Source organism: Bradyrhizobium manausense, assembly GCF_001440035.1.
Classification (GTDB): domain Bacteria; phylum Pseudomonadota; class Alphaproteobacteria; order Rhizobiales; family Xanthobacteraceae; genus Bradyrhizobium; species Bradyrhizobium manausense.
Genome location: NZ_LJYG01000099.1, coordinates 95506 through 112370 on the forward strand (window position 1 = coordinate 95506; position 16865 = coordinate 112370).

Sequence of the window (16865 nt, forward strand, 5' to 3'; positions counted from 1 at the left end):
AGTAACCGCCTCCGTGCCCCGAAACGGCATGCCCAGGTGGTGGAATTGGTAGACGCGCTGGCTTCAGGTGCCAGTGGCTTAACGGCCGTGAAGGTTCGAGTCCTTTCCTGGGCACCATCGTCTTATCGAGACAATGACCGCGCTCGAAGCCCTTGAGAACTGAGGGCTTTCTTGTCGCACTGCTCCAGCAACAAGCTCCTGCTCCATCTGCTGCGTGATCCTACTCACGGTCGGAACGACCGGCTCTGAGGCAAGGTGCGGCATCAACCCGATGGGCGGGATGACTTTCGGATGGAGAGAAGACCATGTGCGCAATGTCAAACATCGATGAACTGTCCCTCGACCGTCTCGATGACGTTGCGGGAGGATCAGGTAATTTCGGCACATCGGGACATACCGGATCTATCGCCTGGGGAACGAAAAGCAACGGCGGTATGGCTGTTACGTGGCCGGGCAGCCTTGGCGGTGTGAACGGGGTTTGGCCGGTTTCCTCGGACGGCGGTGTGCAGTGGCACGGCAAGCCCCAGTGAAGTCGAGGGAGAAGGAAAATGACCCAACGATCCTGTCAGGAGCTGACCGACGCCGATCTGACCGTCGTGTCGGGAGGCGTGCTAACGGAAATTTTTCAGCAAGCCGGGCGGCAGATCATGGACAAGGCCATGCAACCTTCGCTCCTGTGCAATCCGGACACGGCCCTGATGCGGCCGGACGGAACGCTGACGTCAGATAGCCCCGGCTGTCACCGGACCTGAAATGCGAGCGCCAGCGATCTACGCGCATGGCCGTCGTTCTAAGCGCGATGACGATTCGACCCAATCTCATCGCGCTTTAAGGGTCGGCTATCCGATGTCACGCAATGTACGCGAGGTCAGACCGTAGAATTTCAGATGGACCCGATTCATCTGCTCGACTGACCCGAAGCCGCACCTGTCCGCAACCGTCTTGAGCGGCAAAGTCGAGGTCCGAAGATGGTGACGCGCCGTATCGGCACGAAGCCGTTTGACCGTCTCGGCGGGCGGCACACCGATCAACCTACGATATTTGCGCGCGAATGTTCGCTCGCTCATGCCCGCCTGAGCCGCAAGCCTGGGAACGCTGAGGTCGCGGCGGATATTGCGCAAGATCCAGTGGTGAAGCTCCGCAAAAGCGCCCGCCTTCTCATGGTCGATGGTTTCGATGAATTCGCTGAATTGCGACTGGCTGCCTGGTCGCTTGACGTAAAGCACCATCCACTTGGCCGTGACTGTGGCCGCTGCTTCGCCGTGGTCATCGGCGAGGAGCGCGAGGGCGAGGTCAATGCCGGCGCTGACGCCTGCGGAACTCCAGATTTTGCCGTCGCGCACATAGATGGCATCGCGGTCGACCGTGACATCGCGGAAGTTCCGTTGGAGCTTGTCACAATCGACCCAATGCGTTGTCGCTCGCTTGCCCGCAAGCAACCCGGCCCGGGCGAGCACGATTGCACCGTTGCAAACGGAGCAGATCCGTTCCGCCTCGTCTGCGTGGCGCCGCAGCCAGTCGATCAGAACTAGATCCTGCGACGCCGCTTCGACACCCCTTCCTCCGACCACCATCACCGTCGTTCCCGGCACCAGCGCGGACGGCAACGGCTCCGCATCGATCGCCAGCGACAGGGAGCCCCGTACCCTGTTGGGACCTGATGACACGACGGAGACCCGGTAATCGATCGGCCGCCCTGTTGCGGCATCCCGCGCATGCTCGCTCGCCGACAGGAACACCTGCATCGGGCCGGCGAGATCGAGCACCTGGAAGCGCTCAAAGACCAGAAAGACAATATGCCGAGGGCGTGTCGGGGCCGGTGTGAGCATTGGCAGGAAATACGACAAGTTTGGCAAATATGCCAGTCGCAACCGGCGTAAGGCGGACGAGGCCGAACCCAAGCGAGGATGAGAGATGATCTACGAATTGCGCACCTACCACGCCCTGCCGGGCCGGATGCCGGCGCTGCTGACGCGTTTTGAAACGCGCACACTGAAGATTTGGGAGCGGCTCGGCATTCGCCAGCTTGGCTTTTGGCGGACCACGGTCGGACCGTCACACCTTGAGCTGGTCTACATCCTGGTCTGGGACTCGCTCGCGGAGCGGGAGCGTCTTTGGGGTGCCTTCGTAGCGGACCGCGAATGGCAGGAGGTCGCCGCTGCCTCCGAGGTCGACGGGCCAATTCTCGCGAATATCACGAACTTCTTCATGAGCCCGACAAGCTTCTCAGCCCTGCAATAAGAAAGGCTCAAGAGATGGAGGCGCCGCTCGTAGCGTCTCCATCGCTGCCAGGAGCCCTCACACCATCCGCTTCCCCGCCTTCTCCGCCACCCCCTTCTGCACGAAATACATCGCCACCAGCGTGATGATCGTCGTGGTGACGACGACGTAGCCGATCCGCTCGAAATGCAGCAGCGAGCCGTCGGCTTGCTGCGAGATGATCGCGGCCGCGAGCACCGAGCCGAGGCCGCCGGAAAGCTGCTGCAGCGAGGCGCTGATCGCGCTGAACGCGCCGCGCTGGCTTTGATCGGGGATCGCCGAGATCAGCGCCTGCGACGGGATCATGCGCGAGAAGATGCCGACGAACAGCAGCACGTTGACGGCGATCGCGGTGACCAGCGAGACGTGGCCGAGATGGGTGTAGATCAGCACCATGGCGATGGTCATCGCGCAGCCGAACACGAAGGTCGGATATTTGCCGAAGCTGTCGGCCGCGCGGCCGACCAGCGGTCCGGTGACGATGCTGAACAGGCCGGAGACCAGATAGATCGTCGGCAGATGCACGATGTCGATGCCGATATTGTTCACGGTGAAGGCGCTGGAATACGGCATCAGCATGTAGCCGCCCGTCGCCAGCAAGGTCGTGACCGCGAAGGCCAGCGTGTAGCGCGGCTCGCCGACCGTCGCGACCAGATGGTGGAACGGGTTCCGGTCCTGCTTCAGCTTCAGATGCGCAGCGACCGGCTCCATGGCGAAGGCGATGACGGCGATCGACAGGATCGACAGGCCGACGATCGCAAAGAAGCAGACATGCCAGCTCCAGTGATTGGCCAGGAACAGGCCGGCGGGAACGCCGAGCACCTGGCTCGCGGCGAACGCGGTCTGCACGAACCCCATCACGCGGCCGCGCAGATGCAGCGCGAACAAATCGGTGACGATGGCGAGCACGATCGAGCCGATCACGCCGCCGAACAGGCCGGTGACGATGCGGCCGAGCAGCAGCACATGATAATTCTGCGCCAGCGCGCACAACAGGGTTCCGAGCGTGAACCCGGTGTAGAAGAACAGCAGCAGCCGCTTGCGGTCGAAGCGATCGGCAAAGCCGGCGGCCAAAATGCCTGAAAGGCCGGCGCTGAACGCGTAGGCCGACACCGCGACGCCGAATTGCCCGGCCGTGATGTTGAGCGAGGGCATCATGATGGCGCCGAGCGGCGACATGATGATGAAGTCGAGAATGATCGTGAACTGCGCGAAGGCGAGCAGCGCCACGAGAAGCGATTGGTAGCGCGTAAAGCCGCGCTGGCGTTCCTGCTGATCGTCGATCGGCGCGGCGAGCGTCTGGTCTGTCATGGCACCTGATGCGTGTGAGAAACCGGGCTCAGATAGGGTGGGCGCCGCCGATTACCACCGGCTCGGACCTGGGCTTCGGCTGGTATATCCAGCCCGCGCCGGATTGTGGGATCCCTGCAACAGCTGGCCTCGGGGTCCCCTTTGCCGGAAGGGTTAAGCCGCCCTTAGCCAATGCCGCCTAGGCTCGCGGCCGTCCTTTTCCCGCTTCCTGCCAGCCCTTGGGGCCGGCCGTGTCGCGGCAAGTCAGAGCGTTTTCGGATGGAGCAACCCGCCTCGCAGTACGATCCGAGCGAGGCCGCGCCGCAGGCGAGGCCGGCGCCGGCCCGTACTCTCGTCATCGATCTCGAAGGCGCCCTGCTGCGTTCGGAATTGCTGATGGAGGCGCTGTTCTCTGCCCCTGCCCGCATGCTGGCGCGTTTCGGCGCCCGCGGACGTCCGGGCATGGCTGTGCTCACGGAGGTTCTGGCACGCGCCAGGATCGACTATGCCCACCTGCCCTATGATGCCGGGGTGCTGAACCGGGCGCTGGCAGCGCGGGCGCGGGGCGCGAAGATCTTTCTGGTGGCGGAGCGCTTTGCCGACCAGGCGACCGGCATCTCGGCGCATCTCGGCTTCGACGGCGTCGTGACCCCGGCCGACCTTGCGGCCGGCGACAATCTGCCGTTCGACCGCGCCTCGATCGAACGCATCGACCATGTCAATCGTGATCGCGCCAGTCTTCGCACCTGGGCGAAGGCGCTGCGGCTCTATCAATACGCCAAGAACACGCTGGTGTTCGTGCCCGTTCTCACCGCGCATCAGGTCAATGTCGCAACGCTCGGCACCACGCTGCTGGCGTTCCTGGCGTTCTCGGCCTGCGCCTCGGGCGCCTATCTGATGAACGATCTGCTCGACCTCGCCGCCGATCGCCAGCATCCGACCAAGCGCCACCGCGCGCTGGCCGCGGGGGACTTGCCGATCTCGTCGGCGCTGTCGGCGATCCCCGCGCTGTGGCTGTTCGCCTTCGCTGCCAGCCTCTGCATCTCCCCGACCTTCCTCGGCGTGCTCGTCGCCTATCTCGTCACCACCATCGCCTATTCGCTGGTGCTCAAGCGCAAGATGCTGGTCGATGTCGTCACGCTCGCCGGCCTCTATTGCCTGCGCATCGTCGCCGGCGCCGTCGCCGCCGGCGTCATGCTGTCGGAATGGCTGATGGTGTTCTCGCTGTTCGTGTTCACCTCGCTGGCGCTGATCAAGCGTTTCAGCGAGCTCTGCATGCGCCAGGGCGAGGGCCTCGCCGATCCGTCCAACCGCGACTACCGCGTCAGCGACCTCCACATCATCGCCGCGATGGCGGCGGCGAGCGCGATGAACGCGGTGACGGTGTTTGCGCTCTACGTCTCGTCCTCGGCGGTGACACCGCTCTACAGCCGGCCCTGGATGCTGTGGCTGCTCGCGCCGCTGCTGCTCTACTGGTTCGGGCGGGCCCTGATGATCGCGCATCGCCGCGAGATGCCTGATGACCCCATCATCTACGCCTTCCGCGACGGCGCCAGCCGCACCACCGTGGCGGCGATGGTCTGCATCATGCTGGCGGCGATCTGAGCCAGCCGCGGCTTGCGCCCCCTGTCCCTAATGGCTAAATCGCGGACCATCCGATTAGCCTATGCTGCCGAGCGACCGATTCGATTTGAGGGTTTGAAACGTCATGACCGTACGCCTGCACCGCGGTGACCTGCCTGACCTCTCCCGCTACACCGGCGCGGTGGCGATCGACACCGAGACCATGGGGCTCAACCCGCACCGCGACAGGCTCTGCGTGGTCCAGCTCTCGCCGGGCGACGGCAGCGCCGACGTGGTGCAGATCCCCAAGGGCCACACCGATGCGCCGAATTTGAAGGCGCTGCTGGCCAATCCCGCCATCACCAAGATCTTTCATTTCGCCCGGTTCGACGTCGCGGTGCTGTACCAGACCTTCGGTGTGATGACCGGGCCGATCTACTGCACCAAGATCGCCTCCCGCCTGACCCGCACCTATACCGACCGCCACGGCCTCAAGGACCTCGTCCGCGAGGTGCTCAATGTTGACCTCTCCAAGCAGCAGCAGTCCAGCGATTGGGGTTCCGACAGCCTGAGCGAGCCGCAGCTGGCCTATGCCGCCTCCGACGTGCTGCATCTGCATGCCTTACGCGAGCGGCTGGACGCCATGCTGGTCCGGGAGGGCCGCACGGCGCTGGCAAAAGCCTGTTTCGACTTCCTGCCGACCCGCGCTTTGCTCGACCTCCAGGGCTGGGAGGAAGAGGACATTTTTGCGCATTCCTGAGATCGTTTCGACGTCATTCCGGGGCGGCTCGAAGAGCCGAACCCGGAATCTCGAGATTCTCAGGTGCGCAATTGCGCACCGTAGTTCGATGTTTCGCATCGCCCCGGAATGACAGCAAGCGGACCAGGGCTGCCGCCTCGTTTCGGACACTTTCGTACCGGTTTGTCGCGGGCTGCATATTCCAGCGGTCGCGGGTACAATGGCGCGGCCTTGAACCGGACAAGGCGAGCGACACCCGGAGCAGCGGTGAATTCGGCCCAGTTTCCCACCTACGATGCTGCGCTTGCGGCGAAGTTTGCCAGTGCGGCGCGCCACAGCCGTCTGGTGCGGATTCTGCGCATCGCAGTCCCGGTGACGGTGGCTGCGTCCCTGGCTGCAATTGTCCTGGTCTCGACCTTGCTCAATCCGTTCCAGATCCCCATCAAGCTCGATTCCGGAAACCTCGTGGTCACGGGCACCAAGATCACGATGGAATCGCCGCACCTCTCAGGCTTCACGCCGGACCAGCGGCCCTACGAGCTGTGGGCCAAGACGGCGACGCAGGACATCACCGACCCCGATCATGTCGACCTCAACGATCTGCGCGCGAAAGTATTGATGGAGGACCAGTCGACCGTGTTCCTCGATGCCCGCACCGGCCGCTTCGACAACAAGCAGCAGCAGCTCGATTTGCACAAGGACGTCTTCGTGCGCACCTCGACCGGCTACGAGGCGCGGCTGAATTCGGCCTTCGTCGACATGAACAAGGGCACGGTCTCCTCGGACGAACATGTCGACGTCAAATTGACCAACGGCACGCTGACCGCCGACAAGCTGCGCATCACCGAGGGCGGCGATGTCATCCGTTTCGAAGGCAATGTGGTGATGCATCTGGACAAGATCAGCACGGATGATGCAGCTCCCGCGCCGGTTGCGCAGCCCGTGCCGCCGCCGGCGAAGAAGAACAAGTCTGCGAATTCGAATTCAAAGTGATTTTCATGGCTCATGTTTTCCCGCGCAATGACGTCAAGCGCCGCGCCATCATCGCAGCGGCTGCGCTGATCATCGCGACTGGCGCTGCGGTCGCGCAGAGCGCGATGCAAGGCGTGCCGAACGCGATGCAGGGCTTTTCGCAGAACCGCGATCAGCCGATCCAGATCGAGGCTGCCTCGCTCGAGATGCGCGACAAGAAGAAGGAGGCAACCTTCTCCGGCGACGCGAAGAGCAATGTGAAGGTCGTGCAGGGCGACACCACCATGACCTCGAAGACGCTGGTGGTGTTCTACGAATCGAACAGTGACAAGCAGCCCGCCCCGCAGGCAGCGCCTGCCAAGGGCGCCAAGGCGGCGCCGCCGATGCAGGCGTCGACACCGGGGCCGGGTGGCGCCTCCTCGATCAAGCGGCTGGAAGCGCGCGGCAATGTCGTCGTCACCCAGAAGGATCAGGTGGTGACAGGCGAGACCGCCGTGTTCGACACCAAGACCAACCTCATCACCATGCTGGGCGGGTCTGCGGGCCAGGTGGTGCTGACCCAGTGCCAGAACGTGCTGCGCGGCGACCGTCTGATGGTCGACATGACCACCGGCGTCTCCCGGGTGGAATCCGACAGCGGCAAGGTGCAGGGCCTGTTCATCCAGTCCCAGGGCGGCGGCAATGGCAAATGCGGGACGCCCGCAACGCCTGGCTCCGGCCCGGCGATACCGTCGCTCATTCCGGGTAAGCCAAAGTAAATCAATAGGTTATATAATAATTCGGGGTCGCCAGGTTGAAGCCGGCCCGACAAGATTGTATCTAGCGCGCAGGGCTTTCGAAGCGGGGTTCGCCGCTTTTCGGGCGTGTTTCACTGGGCATGAGACATCCCTTCACTCATGCTGCGCTGGCGAATCGCTGGGGCCGGCGCAGCAGATCGCGAGATCACGCACGATCGTCGTGCAAGATTGTCGTGAAAGGCTAGAAGGCGGGGATGGTCGATCTTTTCAGCATGTTCCGACGCCGCCCCGCCAAGCGCGGCCGGCCAGGATTTGCCCGTCAGGACATCACCGCGCTCGGTGACAGTGTCGGCGGGCTCGTACCGAGCCCTGTCAGGGATGCGCCGCCCATCGCCCGTGACCAGCCGATGCAGGCCGCGGATCCCTATGGCGTCGAGGCTCCGCCGCGGCCACGACCGGCGGCGCCGCCTCCCCAGGCCAGATCCAGTTCCAGGGCGAATGGCGCAGGCGCGCCGCAGCTGTTGCGGCGGCCGGGCTTCCTGGCTGTGCATAGCGTGGAAAAGAGTTTCGGCAGCCGCCAGGTCGTGCGCGGCGTCAGCATCTATGTGCGCCGCGGCGAAGCGGTCGGTTTGCTCGGTCCGAACGGCGCCGGCAAGACCACCGTGTTCTACATGATAACAGGCCTGATCAAGGCCGATCGCGGTGCGATCGAGCTCGACGGCCACGATGTCACCCAGCTGCCGATGTATCAGCGCGCGCGGCTCGGCATCGGCTATCTGCCGCAGGAAGCCTCGATCTTCCGCGGCCTCACCGTCGAGCAGAACATCCGCGCCGTGCTCGAAGTGGTCGAGCCTTCGCGCAAGAAGCGCGAGCAGCAGCTCGACTCGCTGCTCGACGAATTCAACATCACGCGCCTGCGGAAATCGCCCTCGATCGCGCTGTCGGGCGGTGAGCGCCGCCGCGTCGAGATCGCCCGTGCCCTGGCGACGCGTCCCAACTACATGCTGCTTGACGAGCCGTTCGCGGGCATCGATCCGATTGCGGTCGGCGACATTCAGGACCTCGTCCGCCACCTCACCAATCGCGGCATCGGCGTCTTGATTACCGACCACAATGTGCGCGAGACGCTCGGCCTCACCGATCGCGCCTATATCGTCTATGCCGGTGAGATCTTGACAGAGGGGAGCCCGGACGAGATCGTCGCGGATCCCGATGTCCGCCGCCTTTACCTTGGCGAGGAATTCCGCCTCTAGCCCGTTTTTGCGTTTCGTCAAGACGTGTACATCGGGCTCGGACTAGGATAAGCAAAAATCGGACCAATTTTTTGGGAACGGTTCTTGCTTCATGGCGCTTACGCAGAGATTAGAGTTCCGGCAATCGCAGTCGCTGGTCATGACGCCGCAGCTGATGCAGGCGATCAAGCTGCTGCAATTGTCCAATCTCGATCTCACCACCTTCGTGGAGGAGGAACTCGAGCGTAACCCTCTGCTGGAACGGGCCAATGACGAGGGTGGCGGCGAAGCGCCGGCCGAGACCGCCCAGTTCAGCGACAGTGACGATTCGGGCAGCCACGGGGACGGTCCTGGCGAGGGTCCTGGCGCCGACGATGGCTTTGGCGGCAGCGGCGAGGCCTTCGAGCCGGGCCAGGAAGAATGGATGAGCAAGGATCTCGGCTCCCGCGCCGAGATCGAGCAGACCCTCGACACGGGCCTGGACAACGTCTTCTCCGAGGAACCGGCCGAGGCGGCCGCGCGCAACGCCCAGGACGCCGCGCCGACCACCTACACCGAATGGGGCGGCGGTGCCTCGGGTGACGAAGACTACAATCTCGAAGCTTTTGTCGCGGCCGAGACAACGCTGTCGGACCATCTCGCCGAGCAGCTCTCGGTCGCCTTCACCGGCGCGGCGCAGCGCATGATCGGCCAATACCTGATCGACCTCGTCGACGAAGCCGGTTATCTGCCGCCCGATCTTGGCGGTGCGGCCGAGCGGCTCGGCGCAACGCAAGAGGACGTCGAGGACGTTCTTGCCGTGCTGCAAAAATTCGATCCACCCGGCGTCTGTGCACGGTCCTTGAGCGAGTGCCTCGCGATCCAGCTCCGCGAGCTCGACCGCTACGATCCGGCGATGCAGGCCCTCGTCGAGCATCTCGATCTCCTCGCCAAGCGCGACATCGCATCCTTACGCAAGCTCTGCGGCGTCGACGACGAGGACATCGCCGACATGATCGGCGAAATCAGGCGGCTCAATCCCAAGCCCGGCATGAAGTTCGGCTCGGCGCGGCTCCAGACCATGGTGCCAGATGTCTATGTCCGGCCGGGTCCTGATGGCGGCTGGCATGTCGAGCTCAACAGCGACACTCTGCCGCGCGTGCTGGTCAACCAGACCTATTATTCCGAGCTGTCGAAGAAGATCGGCAAGGACGGCGACAAGTCGTATTTCACGGACGCGCTGCAGAATGCGACCTGGCTGGTGCGCGCGCTCGACCAGCGCGCCCGCACCATCCTGAAAGTCGCCACCGAGATCGTGCGCCAGCAGGACGGCTTCTTCACCCATGGCGTCGCGCATTTAAGGCCGCTGAATCTGAAGGCCGTGGCCGACGCCATCCAGATGCACGAATCCACGGTGTCGCGCGTCACCGCCAACAAATACATGGCGACAAATCGCGGCACATTCGAGTTGAAATATTTCTTCACGGCCTCGATCGCCTCGGCCGACGGCGGTGAGGCGCATTCGGCCGAAGCGGTGCGTCACCACATCAAGCAGCTGATCGATTCGGAAGCGCCGACGGCGATCCTGTCGGATGATACCATCGTGGAACGCTTGCGCGCCTCGGGCATTGATATTGCCCGCCGCACGGTCGCGAAGTACCGCGAAGCCATGCGCATTCCGTCCTCGGTGCAACGCCGCCGCGACAAGCAGAGCGCTCTTGGTAACGTCCTTTCCACCGCAATGTCCGATCGCTCCCGCAACACCGAACCGGCCTGATTGCGCTGGCGCGAAATCGCGCTACTCTTCTCCCCCAACCGCGACCGATCCAAGCAGGCGCATGATCCGGAAAAGTGTCCGGCGGTTTTCCGACAAGACCATGCGCAGGGAAATGACCTAGGATGCGATGACGCGTCATCGCATCTTGGCCAATTGAACCAAGCGAGGCATCACATGACTCTTCGGATTTCGGGCAAGAGCGTCAGTGTCGGTGAGGCCCTTCGCGGCCGCGTCACTGACCGGACTGAAGAGGTGCTGCGTAAATATTTCGACGGCAATTATTCCGGCCACATCACGCTCAGCAAGGATGGCTTCGGCTTCCGCACCGACTGCGCGCTGCATCTGGATTCGGGAATTACGCTGGAAGCGGATTCGAACGCCCCGGACGCCTATGCCAGTGCCGACCAGGCCCTGATCATGATCGAGAAGCGCCTCAAGCGCTACAAGAGCCGCCTCAAGGACCGTTCGGCCCGCAAGGCCCATGTCGCCTCCGCGGCGCTGGCCGCGCTCGACGCCACCGCCTATGTGCTCGAGGCCCCCGGCGAGGGGGACGATGATGAGGAAGTCACCGGCTACAGCCCGGTGATCATCGCCGAGGCCACGACCTCGCTGAAGCAGATGTCGGTCAGCGAAGCCGTCATGGAACTCGACCTCAGCGGGGCGCCCTGCCTGGTATTCCAGCATGGCTCCTCGGGCCGGGTGAACATCATCTACCGCCGGGCCGACGGCAATGTCGGCTGGATCGACCCGCCGGGGGCCAAATCCGGCGGCTAAAGCGTTTTCGAGCGAATGGAAGCCGGTTCGCGGTAAGAAAACGCGTCAAAACAAGCATCCGCTCCCGAAAGGGCACCCCCGTATCAACCACAGGTCTTAACAATGACCGGGACAAAGCCGCACGCAGCAGTTGGCACCGGGATTGCGTTGGAGTAGAAGCGCCCCACATCAAGACCGGGGCTAAGTCCCCCTTCTGCTTGACCTTCTTGACGCCGGTCGGGCTCGCTTCTAGCGAGACGGCCAATTCGGAACCTGACGGTTTAATTCACCTCGGAACACTTCCATGCCGATTACCGATCTGGTCGCACCCGAGGCGATTCTCCCGGCATTGAAGGTCAACAGCAAGAAGCAGGCGCTCCAGGAGCTCGCGGCCAAGGCTGCCGAGCTGACCGGACAAAACGAACGTTCGGTGTTCGAGGTGCTGCTCCAGCGCGAGAAGCTCGGCACCACCGCGGTCGGCTATGGCGTCGCCATTCCGCACGGCAAGCTGCCCAAGCTCGAGAAGATCTTTGGCCTGTTCGCCCGGCTCGATCGTCCGATCGATTTCGAGGCGATGGACGGCCAGCCGGTCGATCTCGTCTTCCTGCTGCTCGCGCCCGAAGGCGCCGGCGCCGATCACCTCAAGGCGCTCGCCCGCATTGCCCGCCTGCTCCGCGACCAGGATATCGCCAAGAAGCTCCGCGCCTCGCGCGACGCCCAGGCGATCTATTCGGTGCTGGCCCTGCCGCCGGCGAGCGCGGCGTAATCTTTCACCATTGCCGACTGAGAGAGTGTGTCGGCTCTCTCGCCACCAGGCGCAAACGCCTCAGCACACCGTCGGCAGCAGGCGCCGGACTTCGTCGAGCAGTTCGGCAATCGCCGCCTTGTCACCCGCGAGGTGCTTGAGCAGCGCACCCTGGAAGAGGCCGTCGAACAGCGCATAGAGCGCGGCTGGTGAAGATGCCGGCCGCTTGTTGCCGAGCTCGGCATAGCGCGAGGCGATTCGCCAGATCATCGCCTCCAGACTCTTGTCGATCTCGAGCACGTCCTTGCGAAACGCCGCCTCGAACATCGCCTGCGAGCGCAAATCGTACCAGAGCCGGTGCATCCGGGCTTCGTTCTGCAGCGTTGCTGCGAGCTTGGCGAGGAACCCCTCCGTCAATTCATCGCGGCTCGTCGCCGTCGCGACGACCTCGTCATAGCGCGTCACGCACTTCGCCTTGTAGTGGCGCACGCAGCAGCAGATCAGGTCGAGCTTGTCGCTGAAATAATAGTGGAACACGCCGTGCGTGAAGGCCGAGTTCTGCGCGATCTCGCGCAGGCTGGTGCGGGCGAAGCCGAGCTCGCCCAGGGTTTCGAGTGCGGCCTCCGCCAGCTCGATCCGCCGCGCGTTGAACTTGTCGTCCCGCACGACCTCCGCAACGGCCTCACGCTTCGCCGCTCCTGTCGCTTGCCGCGCCATTGTCGCGCTGTCTCCGGTCCCTTCGTCACCACGATCCGTCATCCCTACAGACCATCCTCTTTGACAACTGTCAAATTTTTACCTTGACAAGTGTCAAGTTCCGGGAGGAGGGTGCGCGCCAAGAATTTGGACAGTCGTCAAGACGCCAGCACATGGAGGAAACGCATCCACCGGCGCCGCGCCGCCGGAACGGACTCGCATGCCGCTGCGCCACCGCGCCGGCACCGTGCTGCCGATTGCAGCACGCACCGATCGGCAGCGAACAGATCAGTCCAGCAGATCAGTCCAAAGATCAGTTCAAGCAAAGGGAGGACGTGCGATGAGTGAGAAGAGCCTTGATGGCCGCAAAGCCCTGGTCACCGGCGGAGCCCGCGGGATAGGAGCCGCCATTGCACAGGCACTGGCGCGATCCGGTGCGGCGGTCATGATCGGCGACATCCTCGATGACGTCGGCAGGGACAGCGCCGGCCAGATCGCAAGGCTCGGCGTGAAGACCGGCTTCGTGCATCTCGATGTCAGCGACGATGCGCAGTGGGAGAAAGCGACTGCTGCGACGATCGCCACCCTCGGCGGCTACGACATTCTCATCAACAATGCCGGCATCGAGATCACGTCCCTGATCTCGGAGGTCAGGGCCGAGGACGCGCGGCGGATGTGTGACGTCAACATCGTCGGCACCGTGCTCGGCATGAAGCACGCCTTCCGCGCCATGCGGCCGGGCGGACCGGCCGGCAAGGGCGGCGCGGTCGTCAACATCGCCTCCGTCGCGGCGACGATCGCCTTCCCGAGCATCGCGGTCTATTCCGGCACGAAGTCCGCGGTCGATCGCATGACACGGGTTGGCGCGATGGAGGCCGGCAAGCTCGGTTTCGGCGTGCGCGTCAACTGCATCTATCCCGGCTTGATCCCCACCGACATGGGCATGCAGCTGGCGGGCGACATCGTGAAGATCGGCCTTGCGCCCGACGTCAATGCCGCGGTCGGCTCGGTGGTGGAGCAGACGCCTCTCGGCAAGCTCGCGGAGGTCGGCGACATCGCCAATGCCGCGGTGTTCCTGTGCTCGAACGAGGCCCGTTTCATCACCGGCATCGGACTGCCGGTCGATGGCGGCATGGGCATGTAGCAAAGAACCTGACATCAAGCATTTCGGAGGAACGCTATGAGCGCGAAGAAGCCCGTCATCGTCTATGGCGCGTCCGGCTACACCGGCCGGCTGGTCTGCGAATACTTACGCGAATACAACATCCCCTTCGTCGCTGCGGGGCGCAGCGCCGAGAAGCTCAACGCCGCGATGAAGGCGAACGTGGCCGGCATCGAGACCGCCGACTATGAGGTGGTCGAAGTGCCGCACACCGTGAGCGCACTGACGGAGTTGTTCAACGGCGCCTCCGTGGTGCTCAACACCGTGGGTCCCTTCGCCAAATTCGGCAACGAGGTGGTGCAGGCGTGTTGGGCTTCCCGATGCCACTACACCGACACCACGGGCGAGCAGGACTGGCTGATCACGCTCGAGCAGGAGTGGGGCACCAAGTTCGCCAATGCCGGCCTGCTGCTCGCGCCCGGCATCGCACAGATGTACACCACCGGCGAGATCGCAGCCCAGCTGTGCCTGGAGACGCCCGGCCTCGACACGCTTGATATTGCCGTGTTCTGGGGCGGCAGCCCGACCATCGCCTCGACCCAGACCATCCTGGTCAACGCCGCGATGGCCAAGGCGTACTACCTGGAGCAGAACAAATATGTCGAGCACCAGCCCGACGCCGGCCTCTATAACCTCGCCATCCCCGGCCAGCATGAGTTGGCGCTGGCGCTGCCCTGGGGCGGCACCTCGCACCCCGTGTGGTTCAAGCGCGATCCGCGCGTGGCCAATGTGAAGGTGCTGGGCGGCGTGTTCAACCGCGCACTGATGCTGGGCGTGCCGCAGATCGTCGCCGCCGCGCTGGATGCGACCAAAGACATGAACCCCGACGACCGCTACGCCGCGTTGGCGCAGACCGCCGCCGGCGTGATGAACAAAATGCCGCCGCGTGAGAACCCGCGCGTCAACAAGTCGCTGGATTCGGTGCATGCCTCCGGCCCGCTGGGCCGCGCGCACTGCGTCATCAACGGCAACAGCAACTACAAGCAGACCGGCATGCTGCAGGCCTATGCGGCGGCGCACCTGCTGCAGCAGCCGCCCAAGCGCGTGGGCTTCGCCTCCGGCTGCCAGGCCTTCGGCCATCACGAGCTGCTCGGGCAATTGCGCAGTTTTGGTCTGGTCAGCAAGCCTGTTCTGACGGTGCACGATTAGGAGCGCGGCGGCGACGGCGATGTTTCTTTACCTCTCCCCATCGGGGAGAGGTCGATTTGCGCAGCAAATCGGGTGAGGGGGCGCGGCTCAACGAGAGACCGTAACCCCTCACCCGCCGCTCCGCGCCGACCTCGCCCAAGGGAGAGGTGACCTTCGCCGCAGCTCGTAGCTAACCAACCTCACGATGCTTCGGGGGCGACCATGCGCTTCATCGACTATCTCGACAAAGGCGCATCGCTCGGCGCCAATGCGCCGTGCCTGACCATGGACGGGCGAGATCTCAGCTATCGCGAGGTGCAGCAGCTCAGCTATCGCGTCGCGCGCGGGCTCGACCGGTCGGGTATCGCGCCCGGCGAGAAGGTTGCGATCCTCTCCGGCAACGATCCGGTCGCGTTTGCCTGCGTGTTCGGCATTTCCCGCGCGGGCGCGGTCTGGTGTCCGATCAATCCGCGCAACGAGGCGGCCGAAAACCGTGGCATCCTCGACCAATTCGACTGCAGCCTGCTGCTGTTTCATTCAAGCTTTGCGCCGATGGTGGCGGCCATGCGTGCAGAGCTGCCGAAGCTGCGCAAGCTCGTCTGTCTCGATGCCGAATTGCCCTTCGCGCCCTCGTTCGACAGCTGGCTCGCCGGCCTCCCCAACGATCCCTACCAGCGCGAGACCGTCGACGATCTCGCGATGATTCCCGGCACCGGCGGCACCACCGGCAAGCCGAAGGGCGTCATGCTGTCGGGCCGCAACATCGAGACCATGACGGCGCTGACGCTGATGGGTTATCCGTTCAAGGGCCGTCCGGTCTATCTCGCGCTCGCCCCGCTGACCCACGCGGCAGGCGTGCTGTGCTTTCCGATCATGGCGCTCGGTGGCCGCATCGTGATCATGCATCACCCCGACATCGCCGAATTCCTCGATTCGATCGAGCGCTACCATGTCACGCACACCTTCCTGCCGCCGACCGTGATCTACATGCTGCTCGATCATCCCAGGCTCGACTCCGCCAAGCTCGAATCGTTGCAATGTTTCTGGTACGGCGCGGCGCCGATCTCGGCCACGCGGCTTGCGGAGGCGCTCCGGCGCATCGGGCCGATGGCGCAGCTGTTCGGTCAGACCGAAGCGCCGATGATGATCTCGATGATGGCACCGGACGAGCATTACAATGCCGACGGCACCATCGCGATGGAGCGGCTCGCTTCGGCCGGGCGGATCAGTCCGCTGGTGCAGGCCGGCATCATGGATGGTGACGGCAATCTGCTGCCATCAGGCGCACGCGGCGAGATCGTGGTTCGCGGTTCGCTGGTGATGCAAGGCTATTACAAAAATCCTGAAGCCACGGCGGAGGCGTCGGCGCATGGCTGGCACCACACCGGCGACATCGGCTACATCGACGAGGACGGTTACCTCTATATCGTCGACCGCGCCAAGGACATGATCATAACAGGCGGGTTCAATGTCTACTCGATCGAGGTCGAGAACGCGCTGCGGGCGCATGAGGCGGTGCAGGATTGCGCCGTGATCGGGCTGGCCGACGAGAAATGGGGTGAGCGGATCGTCGCCGTGGTGCAGCCCCGCGCCGGCCAGAGCATCGATGCGACGGCGCTGGCAGCCTTCGTCAAGCAACGGATCGGCAGCGTCAAGACACCGAAGCAGATCGAGGTCTGGGACGATCTGCCGCGTTCCAAGGTCGGCAAGGTGCTGAAGCCGGATATTCGCGCACGGCTTGCAGGTCGTTCAGGCGGCTAAAGCCCGATGGGTGCAAGTTCAAGCGAGTTCGGCCGCACGATGCGGCTGCCTCTCCGCACGCGAGGCAGCGTG

The 16865-nt window shown here is 64.0% G+C and carries 16 protein-coding genes and 1 tRNA gene; 14 read left to right on the top strand and 3 right to left on the bottom strand.

The features are described 5' to 3' along the window. Positions 1–30 precede the first annotated feature (30 nt). Both AOQ71_RS24455 and AOQ71_RS24460 read left to right on the top strand, forming a co-directional pair. A tRNA-Leu gene (locus AOQ71_RS24455) sits at positions 31–117 on the top strand. Positions 118–548: 431 nt separating this feature from the next. Continuing rightward, positions 549–752 carry a hypothetical protein gene (locus tag AOQ71_RS24460; protein WP_057752198.1) on the top strand — a complete coding sequence of 68 codons (204 nt, stop codon included), beginning with the start codon at positions 549–551 and terminating at the stop codon, positions 750–752. A gap of 87 nt (positions 753–839) precedes the next feature. Here the strand turns inward: AOQ71_RS24460 and AOQ71_RS24465 are convergent, their stop codons facing one another. Further along, positions 840–1829, bottom strand: a complete 990-nt coding sequence (locus AOQ71_RS24465; protein ID WP_057752201.1) for a GlxA family transcriptional regulator — start codon at positions 1827–1829, stop codon at positions 840–842. Between the two features lie 85 nt (positions 1830–1914). Between AOQ71_RS24465 and AOQ71_RS24470 the strand changes: the two genes are divergently transcribed. Next, positions 1915–2241, top strand: a complete 327-nt coding sequence (locus tag AOQ71_RS24470) for an NIPSNAP family protein (protein ID WP_057752204.1) — start codon at positions 1915–1917, stop codon at positions 2239–2241. 57 nt (positions 2242–2298) lie between these two features. Here the strand turns inward: AOQ71_RS24470 and AOQ71_RS24475 are convergent, their stop codons facing one another. Beyond that, positions 2299–3570: an MFS transporter gene (locus AOQ71_RS24475; protein WP_057752207.1), complete on the bottom strand. Its 1272-nt coding sequence runs from the start codon at positions 3568–3570 to the stop codon at positions 2299–2301. A 258-nt stretch (positions 3571–3828) separates the two neighbouring features. Between AOQ71_RS24475 and AOQ71_RS24480 the strand changes: the two genes are divergently transcribed. The 8 genes from AOQ71_RS24480 (at position 3829) to ptsN (ending at position 12067) form a co-directional block, all read left to right on the top strand. Then, on the top strand, positions 3829–5154 hold the full coding sequence (locus tag AOQ71_RS24480) for a UbiA family prenyltransferase (protein ID WP_057752210.1): 1326 nt from the start codon (positions 3829–3831) through the stop codon (positions 5152–5154). A gap of 103 nt (positions 5155–5257) precedes the next feature. Then, positions 5258–5872 carry a ribonuclease D gene (locus tag AOQ71_RS24485; RefSeq protein WP_057752212.1) on the top strand — a complete coding sequence of 205 codons (615 nt, stop codon included), beginning with the start codon at positions 5258–5260 and terminating at the stop codon, positions 5870–5872. Positions 5873–6118: 246 nt separating this feature from the next. Beyond that, a complete protein-coding gene (lptC, locus tag AOQ71_RS24490; RefSeq protein ID WP_057752215.1) occupies positions 6119–6844 on the top strand; it encodes an LPS export ABC transporter periplasmic protein LptC in 726 nt (241 codons plus the stop codon). 5 nt (positions 6845–6849) lie between these two features. After that, positions 6850–7581, top strand: a complete 732-nt coding sequence (locus tag AOQ71_RS24495; RefSeq protein WP_057752218.1) for an LptA/OstA family protein — start codon at positions 6850–6852, stop codon at positions 7579–7581. 233 nt (positions 7582–7814) lie between these two features. Continuing rightward, positions 7815–8813 (top strand): LPS export ABC transporter ATP-binding protein, encoded by a 999-nt coding sequence (gene lptB / locus AOQ71_RS24500; RefSeq protein WP_057752221.1) that lies wholly within the window; start codon positions 7815–7817, stop codon positions 8811–8813. Between the two features lie 91 nt (positions 8814–8904). Then, positions 8905–10548, top strand: coding sequence for an RNA polymerase factor sigma-54 (rpoN, locus tag AOQ71_RS24505; protein ID WP_057752224.1), 1644 nt, complete (start codon positions 8905–8907; stop codon positions 10546–10548). A gap of 174 nt (positions 10549–10722) precedes the next feature. Further along, positions 10723–11322 (top strand): ribosome hibernation-promoting factor, HPF/YfiA family, encoded by a 600-nt coding sequence (gene hpf / locus AOQ71_RS24510; RefSeq protein ID WP_057752227.1) that lies wholly within the window; start codon positions 10723–10725, stop codon positions 11320–11322. Positions 11323–11605: 283 nt separating this feature from the next. Beyond that, positions 11606–12067, top strand: coding sequence for a PTS IIA-like nitrogen regulatory protein PtsN (gene ptsN, locus AOQ71_RS24515; RefSeq protein ID WP_027528272.1), 462 nt, complete (start codon positions 11606–11608; stop codon positions 12065–12067). Between the two features lie 60 nt (positions 12068–12127). Here the strand turns inward: ptsN and AOQ71_RS24520 are convergent, their stop codons facing one another. Next, positions 12128–12763 carry a TetR/AcrR family transcriptional regulator gene (locus AOQ71_RS24520; RefSeq protein WP_057752230.1) on the bottom strand — a complete coding sequence of 212 codons (636 nt, stop codon included), beginning with the start codon at positions 12761–12763 and terminating at the stop codon, positions 12128–12130. Between the two features lie 319 nt (positions 12764–13082). On the opposite strand from AOQ71_RS24520, the gene AOQ71_RS24525 reads away from it, so the two are divergent. The 3 genes from AOQ71_RS24525 (at position 13083) to AOQ71_RS24535 (ending at position 16793) form a co-directional block, all read left to right on the top strand. Then, entirely contained in the window at positions 13083–13886 is an 804-nt protein-coding gene (locus AOQ71_RS24525) for an SDR family NAD(P)-dependent oxidoreductase (RefSeq protein WP_057752233.1), read from the top strand. 36 nt (positions 13887–13922) lie between these two features. Beyond that, the gene (locus AOQ71_RS24530) at positions 13923–15053 is read left to right on the top strand and encodes a DUF5938 domain-containing protein (RefSeq protein WP_057752236.1); all 1131 of its coding nucleotides are present in this window, start codon (positions 13923–13925) and stop codon (positions 15051–15053) included. Between the two features lie 201 nt (positions 15054–15254). After that, positions 15255–16793: an AMP-binding protein gene (locus AOQ71_RS24535; RefSeq protein ID WP_057752238.1), complete on the top strand. Its 1539-nt coding sequence runs from the start codon at positions 15255–15257 to the stop codon at positions 16791–16793. Positions 16794–16865 lie beyond the last annotated feature (72 nt).